Origin of the sequence: Pseudomonas sp. MYb327 (assembly GCF_040438925.1) — a bacterium.
Taxonomy (GTDB): domain Bacteria; phylum Pseudomonadota; class Gammaproteobacteria; order Pseudomonadales; family Pseudomonadaceae; genus Aquipseudomonas.
Window position 1 is genome coordinate 1,482,449 of sequence record NZ_CP159258.1, and the last position, 16,100, is coordinate 1,498,548.

The following is a 16,100-nucleotide window of genomic DNA, read 5'->3' on the forward strand; positions in this document are numbered from 1 at the left end:
AGAGGCGTTGACCCTCTAGGAGTTGTCGAGCGAAACGAGGCTGCGATCTGTTGATCTTCCAGCCACTTCGCTCGCCAGCGTCTGGTGACCACAGTTATTGACCGGGCTAGTTACCTTCCTGAACCAGGATTGCCCGAGCCAGGTCTTCATCGCTGGCACTGTTGAGGTCTGGATGTTCCTGACGGATCCGTTGCAGTACCTGTTCCAGATAAACCCCGCGAATCGCACCGCCACTGGCTACGAAACTGGAGGCGTCATCCCGGGCGGGAATCATCAGTTTGTGATCCTTGAACGTCGAATACAGCGAGGCGGAAACCCCGGCCGACGTGGCGACATCTTTTGCGTCGACATCAGCCATGGCGGAGCCGACGGGCAAGCACAGCAAAAGGGAAGAAATGATAATCAGACGGCGCATGACGGTGTCCTCTGAAGGCGTGAAGCAAAAAGGAAGTACCTCACCTTTAGGATGCCCGACGATCGTCAGGAGTTCCCGTGTCGATGCTGTAGCCGCTTATTCAGCGCGAAAACCGGTTGCGATAGTCCCGTGGCGAGACCCCCAGATTGCGCTGAAACGTCAGGCGCATACGCTCTTCGTCACCGAAGCCACACAACCGGGAAATTTGATCGATGTTGCGTTCTGAATCTTCCAGCAAACGCCGCGCTGCCTCCACGCGCAACACCTCCACCGCTTTGGCCGGAGTTCTCCCGGTCTTGAGTTTGTAGACCCGGGCAAAGTTTCGCGGACTCATTTGCACCTGTTGGGCGAGCGTTTCCACCGTGAGGTTGGCGCCGTCCAGGTTCTGCGTGATCCACAGATGCAGATCGTCGAACGCCGCGCCCTCGTCCGTTTGCGATTGCAGCAATTGGCTGTACTGCGCCTGGCCACCGGGACGCTTGAGAAACACCACCATTTCCCGCGCCACCAGCAATGCCAACTCACGCCCGCAATCTTCTTCGACCAACGCCAGCGCCAGGTCGATACCGGCGCTGACTCCGGCCGAAGTCCAGACTGACTCCTGTTTGACGAAGATTGCATCGTTGTCCACTTCAATCGACGGGTAGCGCTCCTTGAGCATGCCGCACATCGCCCAATGGGTGGCGGCGCGCCGGCCATCGAGCAAGCCGGCCTGGGCCAGCAGGAAAGTCCCGCTGCACACCGAGGCGGTGCGCCTGACCTTGGACGATGCTTCCCTCAGCCAATCGACCAAATCCAAAGAGTTGTTCATCGCCATGATGATGACCGGGGCACCGGGAACGATCAGCGTGTCGATCGATTGTGCGGCGAAGTCGCGTAGCGACACGGTATCGACTGCCAGGCCCTCGGCGGTTTGAATCAGGCCGCCGTCCAGGCTGGCTGTTTGCAGCTTGTAACCTGGCAGGTTGCTGCTGTCCAAGTAGCGCGAGGCAGCCCAGAACACAGTTTGTGCACCGGTCAAATCCAGCAGTCCCATCTCGGGATACGCAAGAAATACGACTAAACGCGGCTGTTCGGAGGGAGACTCGAGGGGGACGAGGGCGATATCGTTCATGGGCATCTGCATTGGCGAGTTGGAATAATGTTAATTCGCAAACGGTATAAGCGTTATCGCAGCCGGTCGGTTGTCCGGATTTCAGGGTTTTATGTCACTTGGCCAGGAAAATTTCAACCCAGCCAATTCTTGCCACAGGCTGCGATCTTTTGATCTTCTCCAAGTACACGTAGATCAAGATCAAAAGATCGCAACCTGCGGAAGCTCCATCGGCCCGATGTGGTCATTTGCAGTGCTCAAACCGGTTTTCTTAACTGTTGCTGGACGGTGGGAGCTATCCCGGGACGTTCTGATTGAAGCAGTGGTGGCGAGCGAGCTTGCTCGCGCTTGAGTGCGCAGCACTCACAAGATCTCAATGGTTATGAGATTTTGAGGCTGCTGCGCAAGCCAGCGGGAGCAAGCTCCCTCGCCACAGGTTTTTCATTCACTCAATATCTTTTGGAGTGAGTTGATTGGGGGATGTGCCTGGCGCTGGCTGAGCGATAGTGGACTCACTGGCCGGTCAGCGCCTGTACCGATGATCAGCGTCCGCGTCGCCGGGCGCGGATAGCGCTATCCTTTGGTGATGCGCTCATCGCCATCGGAGAAGTCTGATGATCAACGTACGCACTGCCCGAATGCTTGCCGATTACAAACAATGGGCCAACCAGCGTCTCTTCGACAATCTGGTGCAACTGCCGGCGGCCGAGGTCTACAAAGAGCGCGCCGGGATTTTCAAGAACATGATCGGCACGCTCAACCACATCTATGTGGTCGACTGCCTCTGGCAGGCTCACCTCGAAGGCCGAGGGCACAGCTTCAAAACCTCCCATGATTTGGTCCACCCTGAACTGCTCTCACTGCGCCAGGCACAACAGGACGTCGATCACTGGTACTGCGACTGGAGCGTTCGGCAGACCGATGCCTCGCTGGACAAGCCCGTGCGCTTCACTTTTATTTCCGGGGAAAGCGGCACCATGAGCGCCGGCGCGATGCTGATGCATGTGGTCAACCACGCGAGCTATCACCGTGGCTGGGTGATCCAGATGTACTTCGAAATCCCGGCCATGCCGCCAATGACCGACTTGCCGATCTACCTGCGCGAGACCGATCCGGCATTCAACTCACTCAATGCCCCGGCAGTGGAGCCGACATGTGCGCCGCAATTTTCGAGCGCAACCAACGTTCTGCCGGATCGTTATCGTTGACGCCGTTCCAGACCATCGAAAGTTCGGACAACACGATGTCGAACGGTGGGTCGTCGGCGCGCAACTGGCTGCTGCCATCGATCAACGCGCACGCCGCGTAATCCGGGACCGAGGCCAGCATGTCAGTGCCTGCGATCAATGCGCGCAAACCCGCGAACTGCGGCACCGCCAGAACCACCCGACGCGAGCGGCCGATACGCGCCAGATCATTGTCGATGGCGCCGCTCAAATCTCCGGAAAACGACACCAGCGCGTGGGGCCGATCGCAAAATTCATCCAGGGTCAGCGGGCCGGGGCGATCATCGCCGCGCAGCACCTTGACGCTCAGATCGCGCAATTTCTTGCGCTTGGCATTGGCCGGCAGATCCGTGGTGTAACTGATCCCGACGGAAATCTCCCCGCTGGCCAGCATCGACGACATCAGCAAATAATTGACCCGCCGCACCACCACCACAACGTTCTGCGCCTCTTCGCGGATCTGCTTGAGCAAGGGCGGAAACAGGCCGAACTCGGCGTCGTCGGACAGACCAATGCGAAACACATCGCGGCTGGTGGAGGGGTCGAAGTCCTTGGCCCGGCTTACCGCGCCGGAAATGGTATCCATCGCCGGCTGCAACTCCTTGAGAATCACCATCGCCCGTGGGGTCGGCTCCAGCACGCGGCCATTGCGCACCAGCAGCGGGTCATCGAATAAATCGCGCAACCGGGCGAGTGCCGCACTGACGGCGGGCTGGCCGAGGAACAGCTTTTCCCCGGCGCGGGTCAGGTTCTTTTCGAACATCAGGGTCTCGAAAATCACCAACAGATTCATGTCCACACGGCGCAGGTCGTTGCGGTTCATGACGGCGTACTCGCTGGAGTTCGGGGTCTTTGAAGTAAAGCACCAAACTTGTGGCGAGGGAGCTTGTCGGATCGCCGCGCCGTCCCGCTCGGCTGCGCAGCAGTCGTAAACCCTGCATGCGCGGTGTGGCTGAAAGACTGCGGATTCAGAGCTTGGGGCCGCTGCGCGACCCAGCGGGAGCAAGCTCTCTCGCCACAGGGGTTCAGTCAGCCGAGTCTGGTTCGGTCAGCACCTTCCTGAACGTCTCTACCAACGGCCGCAGATTGATCCGGTGCCACGCTGCCCACAGGGGTCGGGTGAGGGAAATCCATGGCACTTCTCGCAGCACCACGCCCGGCGGTGCGTTGCGGCTCAGGCCTTTCTGAATCATGGCGATGCCCAGTCCCGAGGCCACCAACGCCATTGCGGTGAAGGGGCCGGTGGCTTCCATGCGGATGTCCGGGGTGAAACCGGCGCGGATGCAGGCGCTGACGAAGTCTTCGCGGCGGGTGGCATTGTGGTGTTGCACGCCGATCCACTCCTGATCGGCGAGGTCTGCCGGGGTCAATGTCGACTGGTTCGCCAGTGGATGCTCTGAAGGCAATGCCAGCAACATCGGATCGTCCAGCACCTGGAAACCGAGCAGGTCGGGGTCGTCGTCTGTCGGTGGTTCACTGACCAGGGCGATATCCAGACTACGCTGGCGTAGACCTTCGAGTTGTTCGGTGGAGCTCAGGTTGTACAGCGCGACGTGCACGTTCGGCCGGTCGCAGCGCAGCACTCGCAAGGCATTGGGCAAGACACCGGCGTGCATGGCGTTCTCGATGTAGCCAATGCACAAGCCGCCTTCTTCGCCGCGACCGAGGCGTTTGCCGAGGGATTCCAGACGACTGGCGTGGGTCAGCAGCGCGCGGGTTTCTGCGAGGAAAGTCTGTCCGTCGCGGGTCAGGCGGATGCGTTGCTGGCTGCGTTCGAACAGGCTCAGGCCCAGGCGTTCTTCGAGCTGGGCGATCTGCCGGCTCAGGGGCGACTGGGAAATGTGCAGGCGTTCGGCCGCGCGACCGACGTGTTCTTCCTCGGCGACGGCGACGAAGTAGCGCAATTGGCGGATGTCGATCATGTCAGACCTCAAGGGACTCAAGTGCTGCGCATTATGTCTTGGACGGTCCGATCATCGCAATCTAGGATTTGCCCATCGGTAAGACAAATCACCGTTTGTTGTAGGAGCCGGCTTGCTGGCGATCGCGTTGAAACAGTCGCCCCAGGTATGGCCTGGTAAATCGCTATCGCCAGCAAGTCGGCTCCTACAGGTAATCAGACATTTGGGAGGTATTTTCCATGAGCTTGAAAGACAAACTGCCTGGCGCGCTGGGTTTCGGCACTGCACCATTGGGTAACATGTTCCGCGCCATTCCTGAGGAAGAGGCACAAGCCACTGTGCATGCGGCCTGGGACGCCGGCGTGCGTTTCTTCGATACCGCGCCGTTCTACGGTTCGGGTCTGTCGGAAATCCGCCTCGGCGCTGCGCTGTCTCGCTACAACCGCGATGACTACGTGCTGAGCAGCAAGGTCGGCCGAGTGATTCTCGACGAAGTCGAAGACGCCGCCGCCCGGGATCTGGGCGAGAAGAGCGGGGTGTTCGAACACGGTCGCCCGAACAAGATTGTCAACGACTACAGCGCCGACGCGACCCTGCGTTCAATTGAAGACAGCCTCAAGCGCCTGCAAACCGATCGCCTGGACATCGTCTGGGTTCATGACATCGCCCAGGATTTCTATGGCGATCAATGGCTGGAGTATTTCAACCAGGCGCGAACCGGTGCTTTCAAGGTGCTGACCCGCTTGCGTGAAGAGGGCGTGATCAAGGGCTGGGGCCTGGGCGTGAACAAAGTCGAACCCTGCGAATTGACCCTCGATCTGAGCGAAGCGCAACCGGACGGTTTTCTGCTGGCGGGTCGCTACACTCTTCTCGACCATGACCGCGCCTTGCAACGTTTGATGGACGCGGCCCTGGCACAAAATGTCGAGATCGTGGTCGGCGGCCCTTACAGTTCGGGCATCCTGGCCGGTGGTGCGCACTTCGAATACCAGAAGGCCAGCCCGGCGATCATCGACAAAGTCGAGCAGATCAAACGTATCGCGGCTGCCCATGGCGTTGATATCAAAGCCGCTGCGTTGCAGTTCTCGTTGGCAAATCCGGCCGTGGCGGCGGTGATTCCAGGTTCCAGCCGCCCGGAGCGAATTGCCGAAGATGTTGCCGCGTTGTCGGCGGTGATTCCCGCAGCCTTCTGGCAGGCGATGCGTGAAGCGAAGCTGGTCTCCGAGCGCGCGCCGTTGCCGATCATTGGAGCTTAAACATGAAAATTGATCTGAGTGGAAAACTGGCGATTGTCAGCGGCAGCACCGCGGGCATTGGTTTGGGCATCAGCAAGGCACTGGCCGAATCCGGCGCCACGGTGGTGGTGATCGGCCGCGAAACGGCCAAGGTCGAGCAGGCGCTGGCGACCATCCGCGAGCAAGTGCCCGGCGCTCAATTGCGCGGGCTGACAGCCGACCTCGGTACAGCTGAAGGCGCGGAAAAATTGTTCGCAGCCGAACCACGGGCCGACATCCTGGTGAACAACCTGGGGATCTACAACGCGGTGGATTTCTTCGACACGCCCGATAGCGAGTGGACGCGCTTCTATGAGGTCAACGTGATCTCCGGTGTGCGGTTGTCTCGGCATTACGTGCCGGACATGATCAAGCAGGGCTGGGGGCGAGTGATTTTCCTGTCCTCGGAATCCGGCATCGCCATCCCGGCGGACATGCTCAATTATGGCGTGACCAAAAGCGCCAACCTGGCGGTGTCCCACGGACTGGCCAAACGGCTGGCGGGCACCGGGGTGACGGTCAATTCGATCCTGCCCGGTCCGACCTTGACTGACGGCGTGGAGTCGATGCTCAAGGACGCGATTGCCAAGTCCGGTCGCAGTCTCCAGGAGGAAGCCGACGCCTTCGTACGCGAGGCCCGGCCAACCTCGATCATCCAGCGCGTGGCGAATGTCGAGGAAGTGGCGAACCTGGTGGCCTACATCGCTTCGCCGTTATCCTCGGCCACCACGGGCGCTGCTTTACGAGTCGACGGCGGTGTTGTCGACAGCATGGCCATCTGAATCTGATTAATTGAGAGAGAGAGCGTCACATGGCAACTGCATCAGCATTCATCGACATCCCGGCCTCGGCGGATCGGGTCTGGCAATTGATCGGCGGCTTCAACTCGCTGCCGGAATGGCTGCCGTTCATTCCCAAGAGCGAACTGAGCGAAGGCGGGCGCGTGCGTAGCTTGCGAACGGAGGATGGTTCGCAAGTGATCGAGCGTTTGCAAACGTTCGACAACGCCGCCAAAACCTACAGCTACTCGATTTTGCAGGCACCGTTTCCGGCGACCGAATACCTGGCGACGATCAAGGTTGAAGCGCAGGGCGAGGGGGCTCGGGTTACATGGTCCGGCCGGTTTGAACCGGTAGGTGTGAGTAACGAGGAAGTAGAGGCGTTGTTTACCGGAATATACCAGGGTGGCCTCGAGGCCCTGCGGGCCAATTACCCGGATTGACCATTTGTAGGAGCCGGCGTGCTGGCGATGGGGCCATTGAACCCTGCGCTAACCTTCAGGCCGCCATCGCTGGCAAGCCAGCTCCTACAGGTATCTGCAGCACACATGAATCTGTATACGCCATCAATCTTTTGTAGGAGCTGGCTTGCCAGCGATGGCGGGGTGTCAGGCACCTGCGATGTTGGATGTGCCGGCCTCATCGCTGGCAAGCCGGCTCCTACAGGCTTATAGGGTGACCTGCAGGATGATCTTCAGGCGGGAGTAATCAAACGCTGCTGACAATCCAGCACCAACAGTGCTCCCCCCAATTCGCTGCTGCCCAACTCCAACGTAAAGCCGTGTAGGCTGACAATCGCTGCGACTATCGACAACCCCAATCCAAACCCGCTTTTCTGATTGCCCGCCTCGGCTCGATAGAAGCGCTGGAACACTGCCACGCGCTCGGCCTCCGGGATTCCGGGGCCGGAGTCGAGCACCTCGATGCGGGTGTGTCCGCCCTCATTGACCCCACGCAAAATCACCTGGCCACCGGGCGGGGTGAATTTGATCGAGTTACTCAGCAGGTTGGCCACGGCTTCGAACAGCAATGCCCGATCACCATTCAGAGGCGGCAATGTCGAAGGCAACTGCAATTGAAAACTCAAGCCATCGTCTTCGGCCAACGGCAGATAAAACTCGTGCAATTCCTGCAGCAAAGGCACTGGGTCCAATTCCACGAATCCGGAGCGACGCTGGCGATCCTCCAGTTCTGAAATCCGCAGCAAGCCCCGAAACCGCGCCATCAGCGTATCGGCCTCGGCCAGCACCAGGTCCAGTTGCGCGGCCTCGGCCGAACCTTCGCCAGCCTGCTGTTGCATGCGATAGAGCTGCGCGCGCAATCGGGTCAGCGGCGTGCGCAAATCATGGGCGATGTTGTCGCACACGCCTTTGACTTCGTTCATCAAGCGCTCGATGCGTTCGAGCATGGCGTTGACGATGGCGGCGAGCATGTCCAGTTCATCGCGGCGGCTGGACAGCGGCAGGCGTTTGGTCAAGTCACCGGCGACGATGGCTTCGGCGCTGGCCTGGATCCCGCGGATTCGCCGCAATGGACGCCGGCGCAGCAAGTGCCAGCCAATGATGCCGGGCAGGATGGTCAGGGTCACGCCCCAGAACAACGCATGCAGGATGATCCGGGTGACGGCAAACAACGAACCGTTATCGCGGACCAGCACTAACCAGCGACCGTCCTTGGTTTGGGTTGCCACCGCGTCACAGCTGTCAGCGGGCAAGGTCGGATCGTCTGAGTCGGCGCAATCGCGCAGCATGTGAATCTTGCCGTCCAACGGCAAGCCGCGGGGGATGTGGTCCAGAGCGCCGCTGAGGTAGCGATGCTGGTCATCGAACAGGCCATAGGCGTCGATGCCACGAATGTCGAAGGTCATGCTGACGGCGAGGGCGTCCACCAGTTGTTCGCCCTGAAAGCGCGAAAACAGATGCTGACGTTGCATCAGCGAGTGTTTGGCCAGGTTGTCCAGGTAGCCGGACACCTCGTAATACATGACCCCCATGAGAATCCCGCTCCATGCCACGAACAACGCACTGTAGAGCGCCAGCAAGCGGCTACTGGAAGAACGCCAGCCTTTAGACGGGTTCGGCAATGACATAACCCGAGCCTCGCACGGTTCGAATCAATGGGGCATTGCCAGGTGGGTCGATCTTTTTGCGCAGGCGGCCGATGTGGACGTCGATAAGGTTGGTGCCGGGGTCGAAGTGATAGCCCCAGACCTCTTCGAAAATCATCATCCGCGAAAGGATCTGCCCGGTGTTGCGCATGAGGAATTCCAGCAGCTTGTATTCAGTCGGCAACAAGGTCAGCAATTCGCCATTGCGGCTGGCTTCGTGGCTGATCAGGTTCAGTTCAAGATCCGCCACCCGCAACGTGGTGGCTTGCGCGGTGACGTTGCTCTGCCGGCGCAGCAGCACTTCGACCCGGGCGGCCATCTCGTCGGTGGCGAAGGGTTTGGTCAGGTAGTCGTCGCCGCCGGCACGCAGGCCGCGCACACGCTCATCGACGTCGGAGAGGGCGCTGATCATCAGGATCGGCGTCGCCACGCCCATGGTCCGCAGGGTGGTGACAATCGCCAGGCCATCGAGCTCGGGCAACATGCGGTCGAGGGTGATCAAGTCATAGTTGCCACTGACCGCACGCTCCAGCCCCTCGCGGCCATTGTCGACCCAATCGACGTCGAGGCCGTGGCTGCTCAGTTCGGCGACAATTTCCCGGGCGGTCACGGCGTCGTCTTCGATGGTCAAGATGCGGGTCATAGGGCTGGCCTGATTAGGTGTTCACAACGTTGCGCAGCATTTTGCCAAGAAATGATCGCTGTCTTACTAAATAAAAGTTCATGGTTGGAGAAAAGCTCAGCAGTCGTCCCGATCAATGCAGAAAACCCGCTGAGCTTAGTGGTTTATTGCATATTGCATGGATCAGGGAAGTTCAAACTTTATAAGTCGTTGAAATAAAAGGATTTAATTTGAGCGCGCGACTGGCATGGTCACTGCAACCACTCATTCGAAGAAGTTGTAACACCATCTTTCTGCCTGGAGCGACAAACAATGAATAGATCCTCTGATGGTTTCTATCCTGCGGTGGACGAAGCGAGCACGCTCTCAGGCGTGTCATGGGGGGCGATTTTCGCCGGGGCAGCCGCTGCAGCGGCGTTATCACTGATCCTTGTGCTGCTCGGGTTCGGCTTAGGATTTTCGGCGGTTTCGCCTTGGGCCAATGAGGGCGTCAGCGCCAAAGGCCTGGGCATTTCAACCATTGTCTGGTTGGCCGTGACACAAATCATTGCCTCAGGGGCCGGTGGTTATATCGCTGGGCGCCTGCGGGTTAAATGGGCGTACATGCATGGCGATGAAGTTTACTTCCGCGACACCGCCCACGGGTTTCTTGCGTGGTGCGTTGCAACGTTGGTTACGGCGACGCTGGTGGCCGGTTCGGTCAGCAGCGTTGTCAGCGGTGGTGTGCAAGCCGGCGCACAAGTGGCCGGTGGCGCCGCCAGCGCCATGACCCAAGTGGCCGGTCAGGCTGCCGCCAATACCGATAGCGATCAGTACGGCTACTACATTGACAGCCTGTTTCGCGATGATCGTCCGGCCGCCGTCAGCGATGATGCTGCTCGAGGCACCGTGACGCGCATTTTCGCGCGCTCCCTGAGCGATGGTCAGCTGTCCGCTGAGGACCGCACCTACCTGGCCCAATTGGTGGCGCAACGGACCAATCTCACCCAAGCGGACGCGGAACGCCGTGTCGATGAAGTTTATGCCCGCACTCAAAAGGCTGTAGCCGACGCCAAACTGGCGGCCCAGCAAGCAGCTGATACCGCCGCAAAAGTTGCAGCATGGACCACGTTGTGGATGTTCGTTGCACTGCTAATCGGCGCGTTTTTCGCCAGCTTCGCCGCGACTTTCGGTGGCCGTCGCCGGGATGCCGTGGTGTATCTGGAAACTGACAACTACGTCACCACCACCCCTGTTCGTTAATCCAGGAGAATCATCATGCGTTCATTACTGCTGTTCTTTCTTGGTGTACCGATTCCGATCATCATCCTGATCGCCCTGTTCATGCATTGATCGACTGGGGCTGAGTCCCTCTGCCGCTTCTGCCTTTGGTAGAAGCGGCGTTTTTGTTTTGGGCATTGCCTATATACGGAATGTTACGCCGCCATCGCGAGCAGGCTCGCTCCCACAGTTGACCGCATTCTCCTGTGGGAGCGAGCCTGCTCGCGAAGTGGGCAACACTTCATCCGTCAATCGGAGTACTCAAGAACTCCTCAAACCCTTCGGCATACGCAGTAAACGCGGCAATCCGCGGAAACTGCGCCCCTTCAACCTGATCCGGCACGACCAGATTTGTAAAGCTCCAGGCCACAGCAAGCGTTAGGCCATCTTGACCAATCGAGCCGTCGGTTTGCAGCGGCTGCGTTGCCAGCTCTCGTTCCAGCGCTGTATACGCCGCAGCCAGTTGGCCCTCGACCCGTTCAACCCAGGGTTCGTATTGAATCTCCGCCGGTCGCAGGTTGCGCTCGTAATAAAGCTGCACCGACTTTTCGCTGGCCGCGAGTGCCAGGCCGATCAGGCGCAATGAACGCAGTCTTTGCTCGACACCCCTGGGCATCAGGCTGCGGCCAGGTTCGGCCAGTGCCTCCAGGTAGTCGATGATCAGTGTCGAATCCATCAACACCTCACCGTCATCCAATATAAGAGTAGGTGCCTTGACCACCGGATTGATTTGCTGGAAGTGCTCGAAGTGTCTGAACACCGAAACCGATTCGTGCTCCAGCGCAAGGCCCAGGCGTTTGGCAGAAATGGCGACGCGTCGTACATAGGGCGAATCCAGCATGCCGATCAGCTTCATTTAACCGCTCCTTTATATAGCCATTTCGGGAGGGACAACCTTAGCTGAGGTTGATTGACCTGCAAACGGCCTCGTCCTCCATAGCCGTTTGTCCTCTATATACCTGTGCTGGATTGAATTTCTTGCTATAAACGCACTCCGATGACCGCCTGAATGCCTGCCATAGAGCATTTTCGAGGCTTTGTTGGACAAATTCGCTGACTTTTCGGTTGCTGAGGCCACAAGTCGGCCTTAGACTGCCGCCCCTCGTAAATTGAGTGCCGGGTGGCGCTTGGAACAAACTGCGCCTTTCCGATGGCCTGACCAGGTCCGCCGGAACGCTCCCTAATTCGCCTTAATGCACGTTTTTTTATAGAGATATCAATGACAAAGGACAAGTTGCTGGCCATGCCGGCGGATGACTACATGAATGCCGAGCAACATGCTTTTTTCTCTGAGCTGTTGCAGAACATGAAAGTCGAAACCCATGAGCGCATCGAACAGAACCGCATCGCCATCGAGAGCCTGGACACCCCGGCCGACCCGGCTGACGCGGCTTCCGTTGAAGAAGAGCGCACCTGGCTGGTGAACGCGATCGATCGCGACCAGCGCATGCTGCCTCAGTTGGAACAAGCCCTTGAGCGCATCAAGGAAGACAGCTTCGGCTGGTGCGACGACAGCGGCGAGCCAATCGGCCTCAAGCGCCTGCTGATCAGCCCGACCACCAAGTACTGCATCGAAGCTCAAGAGCGTCACGAGCAGATCGACAAGCACCAGCGTCAGGCCTGATTCTGCGAGGTAGCCCATTGAATGTGGGCTGCCTTGAAAAGATCGCAGCCTTCGGCACTTCCTACAGGGTTTAATGTGAACCTGTAGGAGCTGCTGAAGGCTGCGATCTTTGCTTTTCGACGCCTGCAGAAAAACCCCGCACTTCGCGATTGCCTGCACCCAGCAAGGTTATGTATCGACCCATAACAAATCCTCAGCCGATTGTTGCGAATCTGGCAATGAATCTGTGCAGGCGTGTTGCTGTTTCCTCGTGAGCGAACTCATTAACATAGCTACATAGTTAGGTAGCTAACGGAGTTCGAGAGGTCAGCATGCAAAGCAAAGTTGATGTCGCGGTAATGATTGGCAGTGGTGTTCCAGCCAGTTTGCGTGCGCTGGGGCAGAGTGTCTGCTGGGTGGTGCTGCTTAATGGTGAACGTCGGGGAACGGCGTTCTCCAGTCGCGATGAAGCGGAGGAGTGCAGGGCTGCCTGGTTGGCGCAATTGAACGCCGAGATTCCAGACAGCCTACATTAAACCCGGATCAGTGAATCTGGTGCATGCGCAAGTTAAGGTCGTCAACCACTCGCGCCCAGTCGGCATCTTCGCGCAGTTGTTCTTTCAGGAATCCCGCTTGTTGCGGTGTCCAGAATTCGGCGTCGATGAGTTTCTTGTCATCGGGCAGGGGTGAATGACTGGCAATGAAATCGTCGATAGCTTTTTGCGAAGAGTCCAGGCCCAACTGATCGAACAGGCCTTTCAAGTCATGTGTCGGTGATTCCATCTTTATCTCCTTGCAGGTGATCGGTCGCGTCGAGTACGAGATCTGATGTACGACCCCATTTCATCTGATGGACTCGCGCGTCAGGAGTTCGAAAGCGATGTTCAAACGCAGGAGAGAGCATAGACCGCAAACACGACAATCAGGCTTTCAATGCACCGCCATCGACGGCAGCCTTTAATTCCTTTGCCGATTCCTGGGCGGCGAGGGCGGCGACGTCCGAGGTCTTGAACCAGCGATCTTTTTCAACCTGGTGATAGCTCACGGTTTTTAACGGAGGTTTGGCGCGCATGACAATGACTGCCTGGAATTCGCCGTCGACCTCTCGGGCCTCGCCCCGGATAAAAAACTCACCGATATCAAATTCCGTCACGTAGCAGCCTTCCCTTGTAAATATTGTTGTGTTTAACGCTGATTGGGCGGGCAGTATGGCAGTAGTTGCATGCCGGCGGCTGAGTTAAGTCGCCGGCATGACGAAACGTCTATTGAAGCGAGCTGGGTTCAGGCGTCAAGGCGTGACTCAAGTGAGCGGGCGAGGGCGCAGGCCTCGTTGTGGTTCGCGCGGAAACCTCTTACGTGTCCGGTAGAAATTTCTTTGATATGGAAGAAGGCGTTTCCGGCCAATACCACTTGAAAACGCGGCGGGGCAGGTTCCTGGCAGTGAAGTTCAGGATGTCGAATTACCAGTGGATACAGGCTTGGCGAGTGGCCTAGGTAAGATTTCTGAGGATGGGCGAAGTGTGTCAGCGTACACATATGAAGTCCTTTTCGTTGTTTTGCCGACGTATGTACGTCGTTATGGGTAGTCTCGGTGAGCATCGCTGCTCTAGAATCAACGTCATTGGTGGGTGACTGATGTTTATCTAAAGCAATTTTTGCCTGGCGATATGTAAGAAAAGTGCTTTTTTTTGAGAGTTTTTTCCCTGAAGTTGATAGTCCGTATTTCTCTGGCCGTACAAAGGGCTTTTTCCTTCAACCGTTGTCGAATGCCAGGCAAGACGATGTGAGCGACATCCAGTAATCTGCTCAAGCCTCGTGCTGGATGAGTCCTCTGCTCATTCGGGAATTCAATCCGGGTTATATGGCTTCATCTTCGGCATTGCCGCTTTTTTTGGCTGTACGCTTTCTTCGCGTGCGGCGTCATTTTCAGATGTGGGGATGTTTCCTTGGCAGTAAGTAATCTCGATATGCATGCTTTGTTCGTGCTGGGTGATTTGCGCGCAAAGCTGGTTAAACAGTTTCAGTCGCGTTTCGTTTACATCACCGAACAAAACGCTGAAGGCATCTACATTGCCGAAATCGACACCGAAGCAGCGCTGGTGGTGGACGACAAACCGGGACTCAAGCTCAAGGTCGGCGATCATTTCAGCGCGGCAGTGCTGCCCAGTCGCGAAGGCGGCAAACTGGAAATCAAATTTCGCGACATCAAACTGACGGCCTACGGCCTGGGCGATTACGCCTTTGTGACCACCGCCGACGGCCACGCCATCGTGTTCAAGGAAGGTCACAGCGTGGTGATGGTGTTTGCCGCTCACCAGCAGTTGCAGGAAGGCCTGACCAAAACCCTGAAAGCGGTGACGGCCAAGGCAGCCAAATGGCGCAAAGGCGAACTGGTGACGTTCAAGGCCAGCGAGTAATGAGCCTGACCCGCGCCGACTTCCACGAACAGAACCTCAACAGCGCTCAAACCGAAGCACAACGACTGTTCGAGCAGAAGGCTGTTCTGCAGGGAGCCTGGCTGAATTGGGTGGCCTCACAGATCTACACGCTGCGCCCGGCCGAGTACGCCAGCATGGTCAGAAGAGAACTGGCGCGCTTGCAGGAAATTTCCGAAAACTAATCCACACCCCCTCGAAAGCAGGAACCTCTACTACAGTCAGTGGACTGATTATTCAGAGGCTTCGCGGTCTTCTGCCATCCTGCGATTGCTGTGAACAGCACGAGGTGCAAAAGCATGAAAGGTTTTCGACGGTTGCTGGCCACTGCCGTGGCCACTTTCGGGTTGTTGGTGTCTCCCGTTCCGGCCATGGCGGCCCAGGCGCCGATCCACTTTGCCGACCTGAACTGGGAAAGCGGCAGCCTGATCACCGACATCCTGCGGATCATTGTCGAGAAGGGCTATGGACTGCCGACCGACACCTTGCCGGGCACTACCATCACCCTGGAAACCGCGCTGGCCAACAATGACATTCAGGTCATCGGCGAAGAATGGGCCGGTCGCAGCCCGGTCTGGGTCAAGGCTGAAGCGGAGGGCAAAGTCGCGAGTCTGGGCGATACGGTCAAGGGCGCTACCGAAGGCTGGTGGGTGCCGGAGTACGTGATCAAGGGCGATCCGGCAAAGGGCATCAAGCCGATGGCGCCGGACCTGCGCAGTGTCAGCGACCTGCCGCGCTACAAGGACGTGTTCAAGGATCCGGAAGCGCCGAGCAAGGGCCGTTTCCTCAACAGCCCCATCGGCTGGACCTCGGAAGTGGTCAACAAGCAGAAGCTCAAGGCCTATGGGCTGGAAGACAGCTATGTGAATTTCCGCAGCGGTTCCGGGGCGGCACTGGACGCCGAAATCACTTCGTCGATTCGTCGGGGCAAACCGGTGCTGTTCTACTACTGGTCGCCCACACCATTGCTTGGCCGCTTCAAGTTGATTCAGCTGGAAGAACCGCCATTCGACGCCGAAGCCTGGAAAACCCTGAGCGACGCCGACAATCCGAATCCAAGACCGACCCGTTCGTTGCCTTCGAAACTTTCCATTGGCGTCTCCACGCCGTTCCAGAAGCAGTATCCGCAGATTACGGACTTCTTCAGCAAGGTCGATTTCCCCATTGATCCGTTGAACAAGGCATTGGCAGAGATGAGCGAAAAACACACCGCGCCGCGTCAGGCGGCCGAGGACTTCATGAAAAAGCATCCGGAGGTATGGCAGGCCTGGCTACCGAAGGAGGTGGCGGACAAGGTGTCTGCCGAGCTGAAATAAGCGCTTGGAATTGAGGCATGCAGCACAGGTGCTTTTCGGCACAAGCAGTTCATCCGATCAGCACCAATC

The 16,100-nt window shown here is 58.1% G+C and carries 20 protein-coding genes; 10 read left to right on the forward strand and 10 right to left on the reverse strand.

The window, feature by feature from the left end; translation table 11 throughout:
- Positions 1-106: 106 nt before the first annotated feature.
- Both ABVN21_RS06610 and ABVN21_RS06615 read right to left on the reverse strand, forming a co-directional pair.
- A complete protein-coding gene (locus ABVN21_RS06610) occupies positions 107-415 on the reverse strand; it encodes a DUF2388 domain-containing protein (RefSeq protein WP_339556244.1) in 309 nt (102 codons plus the stop codon).
- A 100-nt stretch (positions 416-515) separates the two neighbouring features.
- The gene (locus ABVN21_RS06615; RefSeq protein WP_339556245.1) at positions 516-1,529 is read right to left on the reverse strand and encodes a GlxA family transcriptional regulator; all 1,014 of its coding nucleotides are present in this window, start codon (positions 1,527-1,529) and stop codon (positions 516-518) included.
- 593 nt (positions 1,530-2,122) lie between these two features.
- Between ABVN21_RS06615 and ABVN21_RS06620 the strand changes: the two genes are divergently transcribed.
- The gene (locus tag ABVN21_RS06620; protein ID WP_339556246.1) at positions 2,123-2,716 is read left to right on the forward strand and encodes a DinB family protein; all 594 of its coding nucleotides are present in this window, start codon (positions 2,123-2,125) and stop codon (positions 2,714-2,716) included.
- On the opposite strand, the gene ABVN21_RS06625 is transcribed toward ABVN21_RS06620, so the two are convergent.
- Positions 2,637-3,557: a LysR substrate-binding domain-containing protein gene (locus ABVN21_RS06625; RefSeq protein ID WP_339556247.1), complete on the reverse strand. Its 921-nt coding sequence runs from the start codon at positions 3,555-3,557 to the stop codon at positions 2,637-2,639. The genes ABVN21_RS06620 and ABVN21_RS06625 overlap by 80 nt on opposite strands.
- 202 nt (positions 3,558-3,759) lie before the next feature.
- A complete protein-coding gene (locus ABVN21_RS06630) occupies positions 3,760-4,656 on the reverse strand; it encodes a LysR substrate-binding domain-containing protein (RefSeq protein ID WP_339556248.1) in 897 nt (298 codons plus the stop codon).
- Between the two features lie 218 nt (positions 4,657-4,874).
- Here ABVN21_RS06630 and ABVN21_RS06635 point away from each other — a divergent pair, with 218 nt between their 5' ends.
- Genes ABVN21_RS06635 through ABVN21_RS06645 form a run of 3 tightly spaced genes read left to right on the forward strand, consistent with a single transcriptional unit; the run spans position 4,875 to position 7,131 of the window.
- Complete coding sequence (locus ABVN21_RS06635; protein WP_339556249.1) at positions 4,875-5,891, forward strand: aldo/keto reductase; 1,017 nt, start codon at positions 4,875-4,877, stop codon at positions 5,889-5,891.
- 2 nt (positions 5,892-5,893) lie between these two features.
- Entirely contained in the window at positions 5,894-6,691 is a 798-nt protein-coding gene (locus ABVN21_RS06640; protein WP_339556250.1) for an SDR family oxidoreductase, read from the forward strand.
- 29 nt (positions 6,692-6,720) lie between these two features.
- Entirely contained in the window at positions 6,721-7,131 is a 411-nt protein-coding gene (locus tag ABVN21_RS06645) for an SRPBCC family protein (RefSeq protein WP_339556251.1), read from the forward strand.
- Positions 7,132-7,382: 251 nt separating this feature from the next.
- Here the strand turns inward: ABVN21_RS06645 and ABVN21_RS06650 are convergent, their stop codons facing one another.
- Both ABVN21_RS06650 and ABVN21_RS06655 read right to left on the reverse strand, forming a co-directional pair.
- Positions 7,383-8,777, reverse strand: coding sequence for a HAMP domain-containing sensor histidine kinase (locus ABVN21_RS06650; RefSeq protein ID WP_339556252.1), 1,395 nt, complete (start codon positions 8,775-8,777; stop codon positions 7,383-7,385).
- Entirely contained in the window at positions 8,755-9,438 is a 684-nt protein-coding gene (locus ABVN21_RS06655; protein ID WP_339556253.1) for a response regulator transcription factor, read from the reverse strand. Before ABVN21_RS06655 ends, ABVN21_RS06650 begins: the two co-directional genes overlap by 23 nt.
- 291 nt (positions 9,439-9,729) lie before the next feature.
- Between ABVN21_RS06655 and ABVN21_RS06660 the strand changes: the two genes are divergently transcribed.
- Entirely contained in the window at positions 9,730-10,659 is a 930-nt protein-coding gene (locus ABVN21_RS06660; protein WP_339556254.1) for a hypothetical protein, read from the forward strand.
- 259 nt (positions 10,660-10,918) lie between these two features.
- Here ABVN21_RS06660 and ABVN21_RS06665 read toward each other — a convergent pair whose 3' ends face one another.
- Complete coding sequence (locus ABVN21_RS06665) at positions 10,919-11,533, reverse strand: glutathione S-transferase (RefSeq protein WP_339556255.1); 615 nt, start codon at positions 11,531-11,533, stop codon at positions 10,919-10,921.
- A gap of 363 nt (positions 11,534-11,896) precedes the next feature.
- Between ABVN21_RS06665 and ABVN21_RS06670 the strand changes: the two genes are divergently transcribed.
- Together ABVN21_RS06670 and ABVN21_RS06675 are read left to right on the forward strand one after the other, a co-directional pair.
- A complete protein-coding gene (locus ABVN21_RS06670; RefSeq protein WP_007935965.1) occupies positions 11,897-12,301 on the forward strand; it encodes a TraR/DksA C4-type zinc finger protein in 405 nt (134 codons plus the stop codon).
- Between the two features lie 311 nt (positions 12,302-12,612).
- Positions 12,613-12,816 (forward strand): hypothetical protein, encoded by a 204-nt coding sequence (locus tag ABVN21_RS06675; RefSeq protein WP_339556256.1) that lies wholly within the window; start codon positions 12,613-12,615, stop codon positions 12,814-12,816.
- Positions 12,817-12,823: 7 nt separating this feature from the next.
- Here the strand turns inward: ABVN21_RS06675 and ABVN21_RS06680 are convergent, their stop codons facing one another.
- The 3 genes from ABVN21_RS06680 to ABVN21_RS06690 all read right to left on the reverse strand — a co-directional run bounded on the left by ABVN21_RS06680 (position 12,824) and on the right by ABVN21_RS06690 (position 13,816).
- Positions 12,824-13,063 carry a DUF2789 domain-containing protein gene (locus ABVN21_RS06680; protein WP_034150680.1) on the reverse strand — a complete coding sequence of 80 codons (240 nt, stop codon included), beginning with the start codon at positions 13,061-13,063 and terminating at the stop codon, positions 12,824-12,826.
- A gap of 139 nt (positions 13,064-13,202) precedes the next feature.
- Positions 13,203-13,433, reverse strand: a complete 231-nt coding sequence (locus ABVN21_RS06685; protein ID WP_339556257.1) for a hypothetical protein — start codon at positions 13,431-13,433, stop codon at positions 13,203-13,205.
- A gap of 128 nt (positions 13,434-13,561) precedes the next feature.
- A complete protein-coding gene (locus ABVN21_RS06690; protein WP_339556281.1) occupies positions 13,562-13,816 on the reverse strand; it encodes a hypothetical protein in 255 nt (84 codons plus the stop codon).
- 431 nt (positions 13,817-14,247) lie between these two features.
- Between ABVN21_RS06690 and ABVN21_RS06695 the strand changes: the two genes are divergently transcribed.
- The 3 genes from ABVN21_RS06695 to ABVN21_RS06705 all read left to right on the forward strand — a co-directional run bounded on the left by ABVN21_RS06695 (position 14,248) and on the right by ABVN21_RS06705 (position 16,031).
- A complete protein-coding gene (locus ABVN21_RS06695; RefSeq protein WP_339556282.1) occupies positions 14,248-14,697 on the forward strand; it encodes a hypothetical protein in 450 nt (149 codons plus the stop codon).
- Positions 14,697-14,900: a hypothetical protein gene (locus ABVN21_RS06700; protein WP_339556258.1), complete on the forward strand. Its 204-nt coding sequence runs from the start codon at positions 14,697-14,699 to the stop codon at positions 14,898-14,900. The genes ABVN21_RS06695 and ABVN21_RS06700 overlap by 1 nt, the downstream gene beginning before the upstream one ends.
- Before the next feature lie 114 nt (positions 14,901-15,014).
- Entirely contained in the window at positions 15,015-16,031 is a 1,017-nt protein-coding gene (locus tag ABVN21_RS06705) for an ABC transporter substrate-binding protein (RefSeq protein ID WP_339556259.1), read from the forward strand.
- Positions 16,032-16,100: the final 69 nt, after the last annotated feature.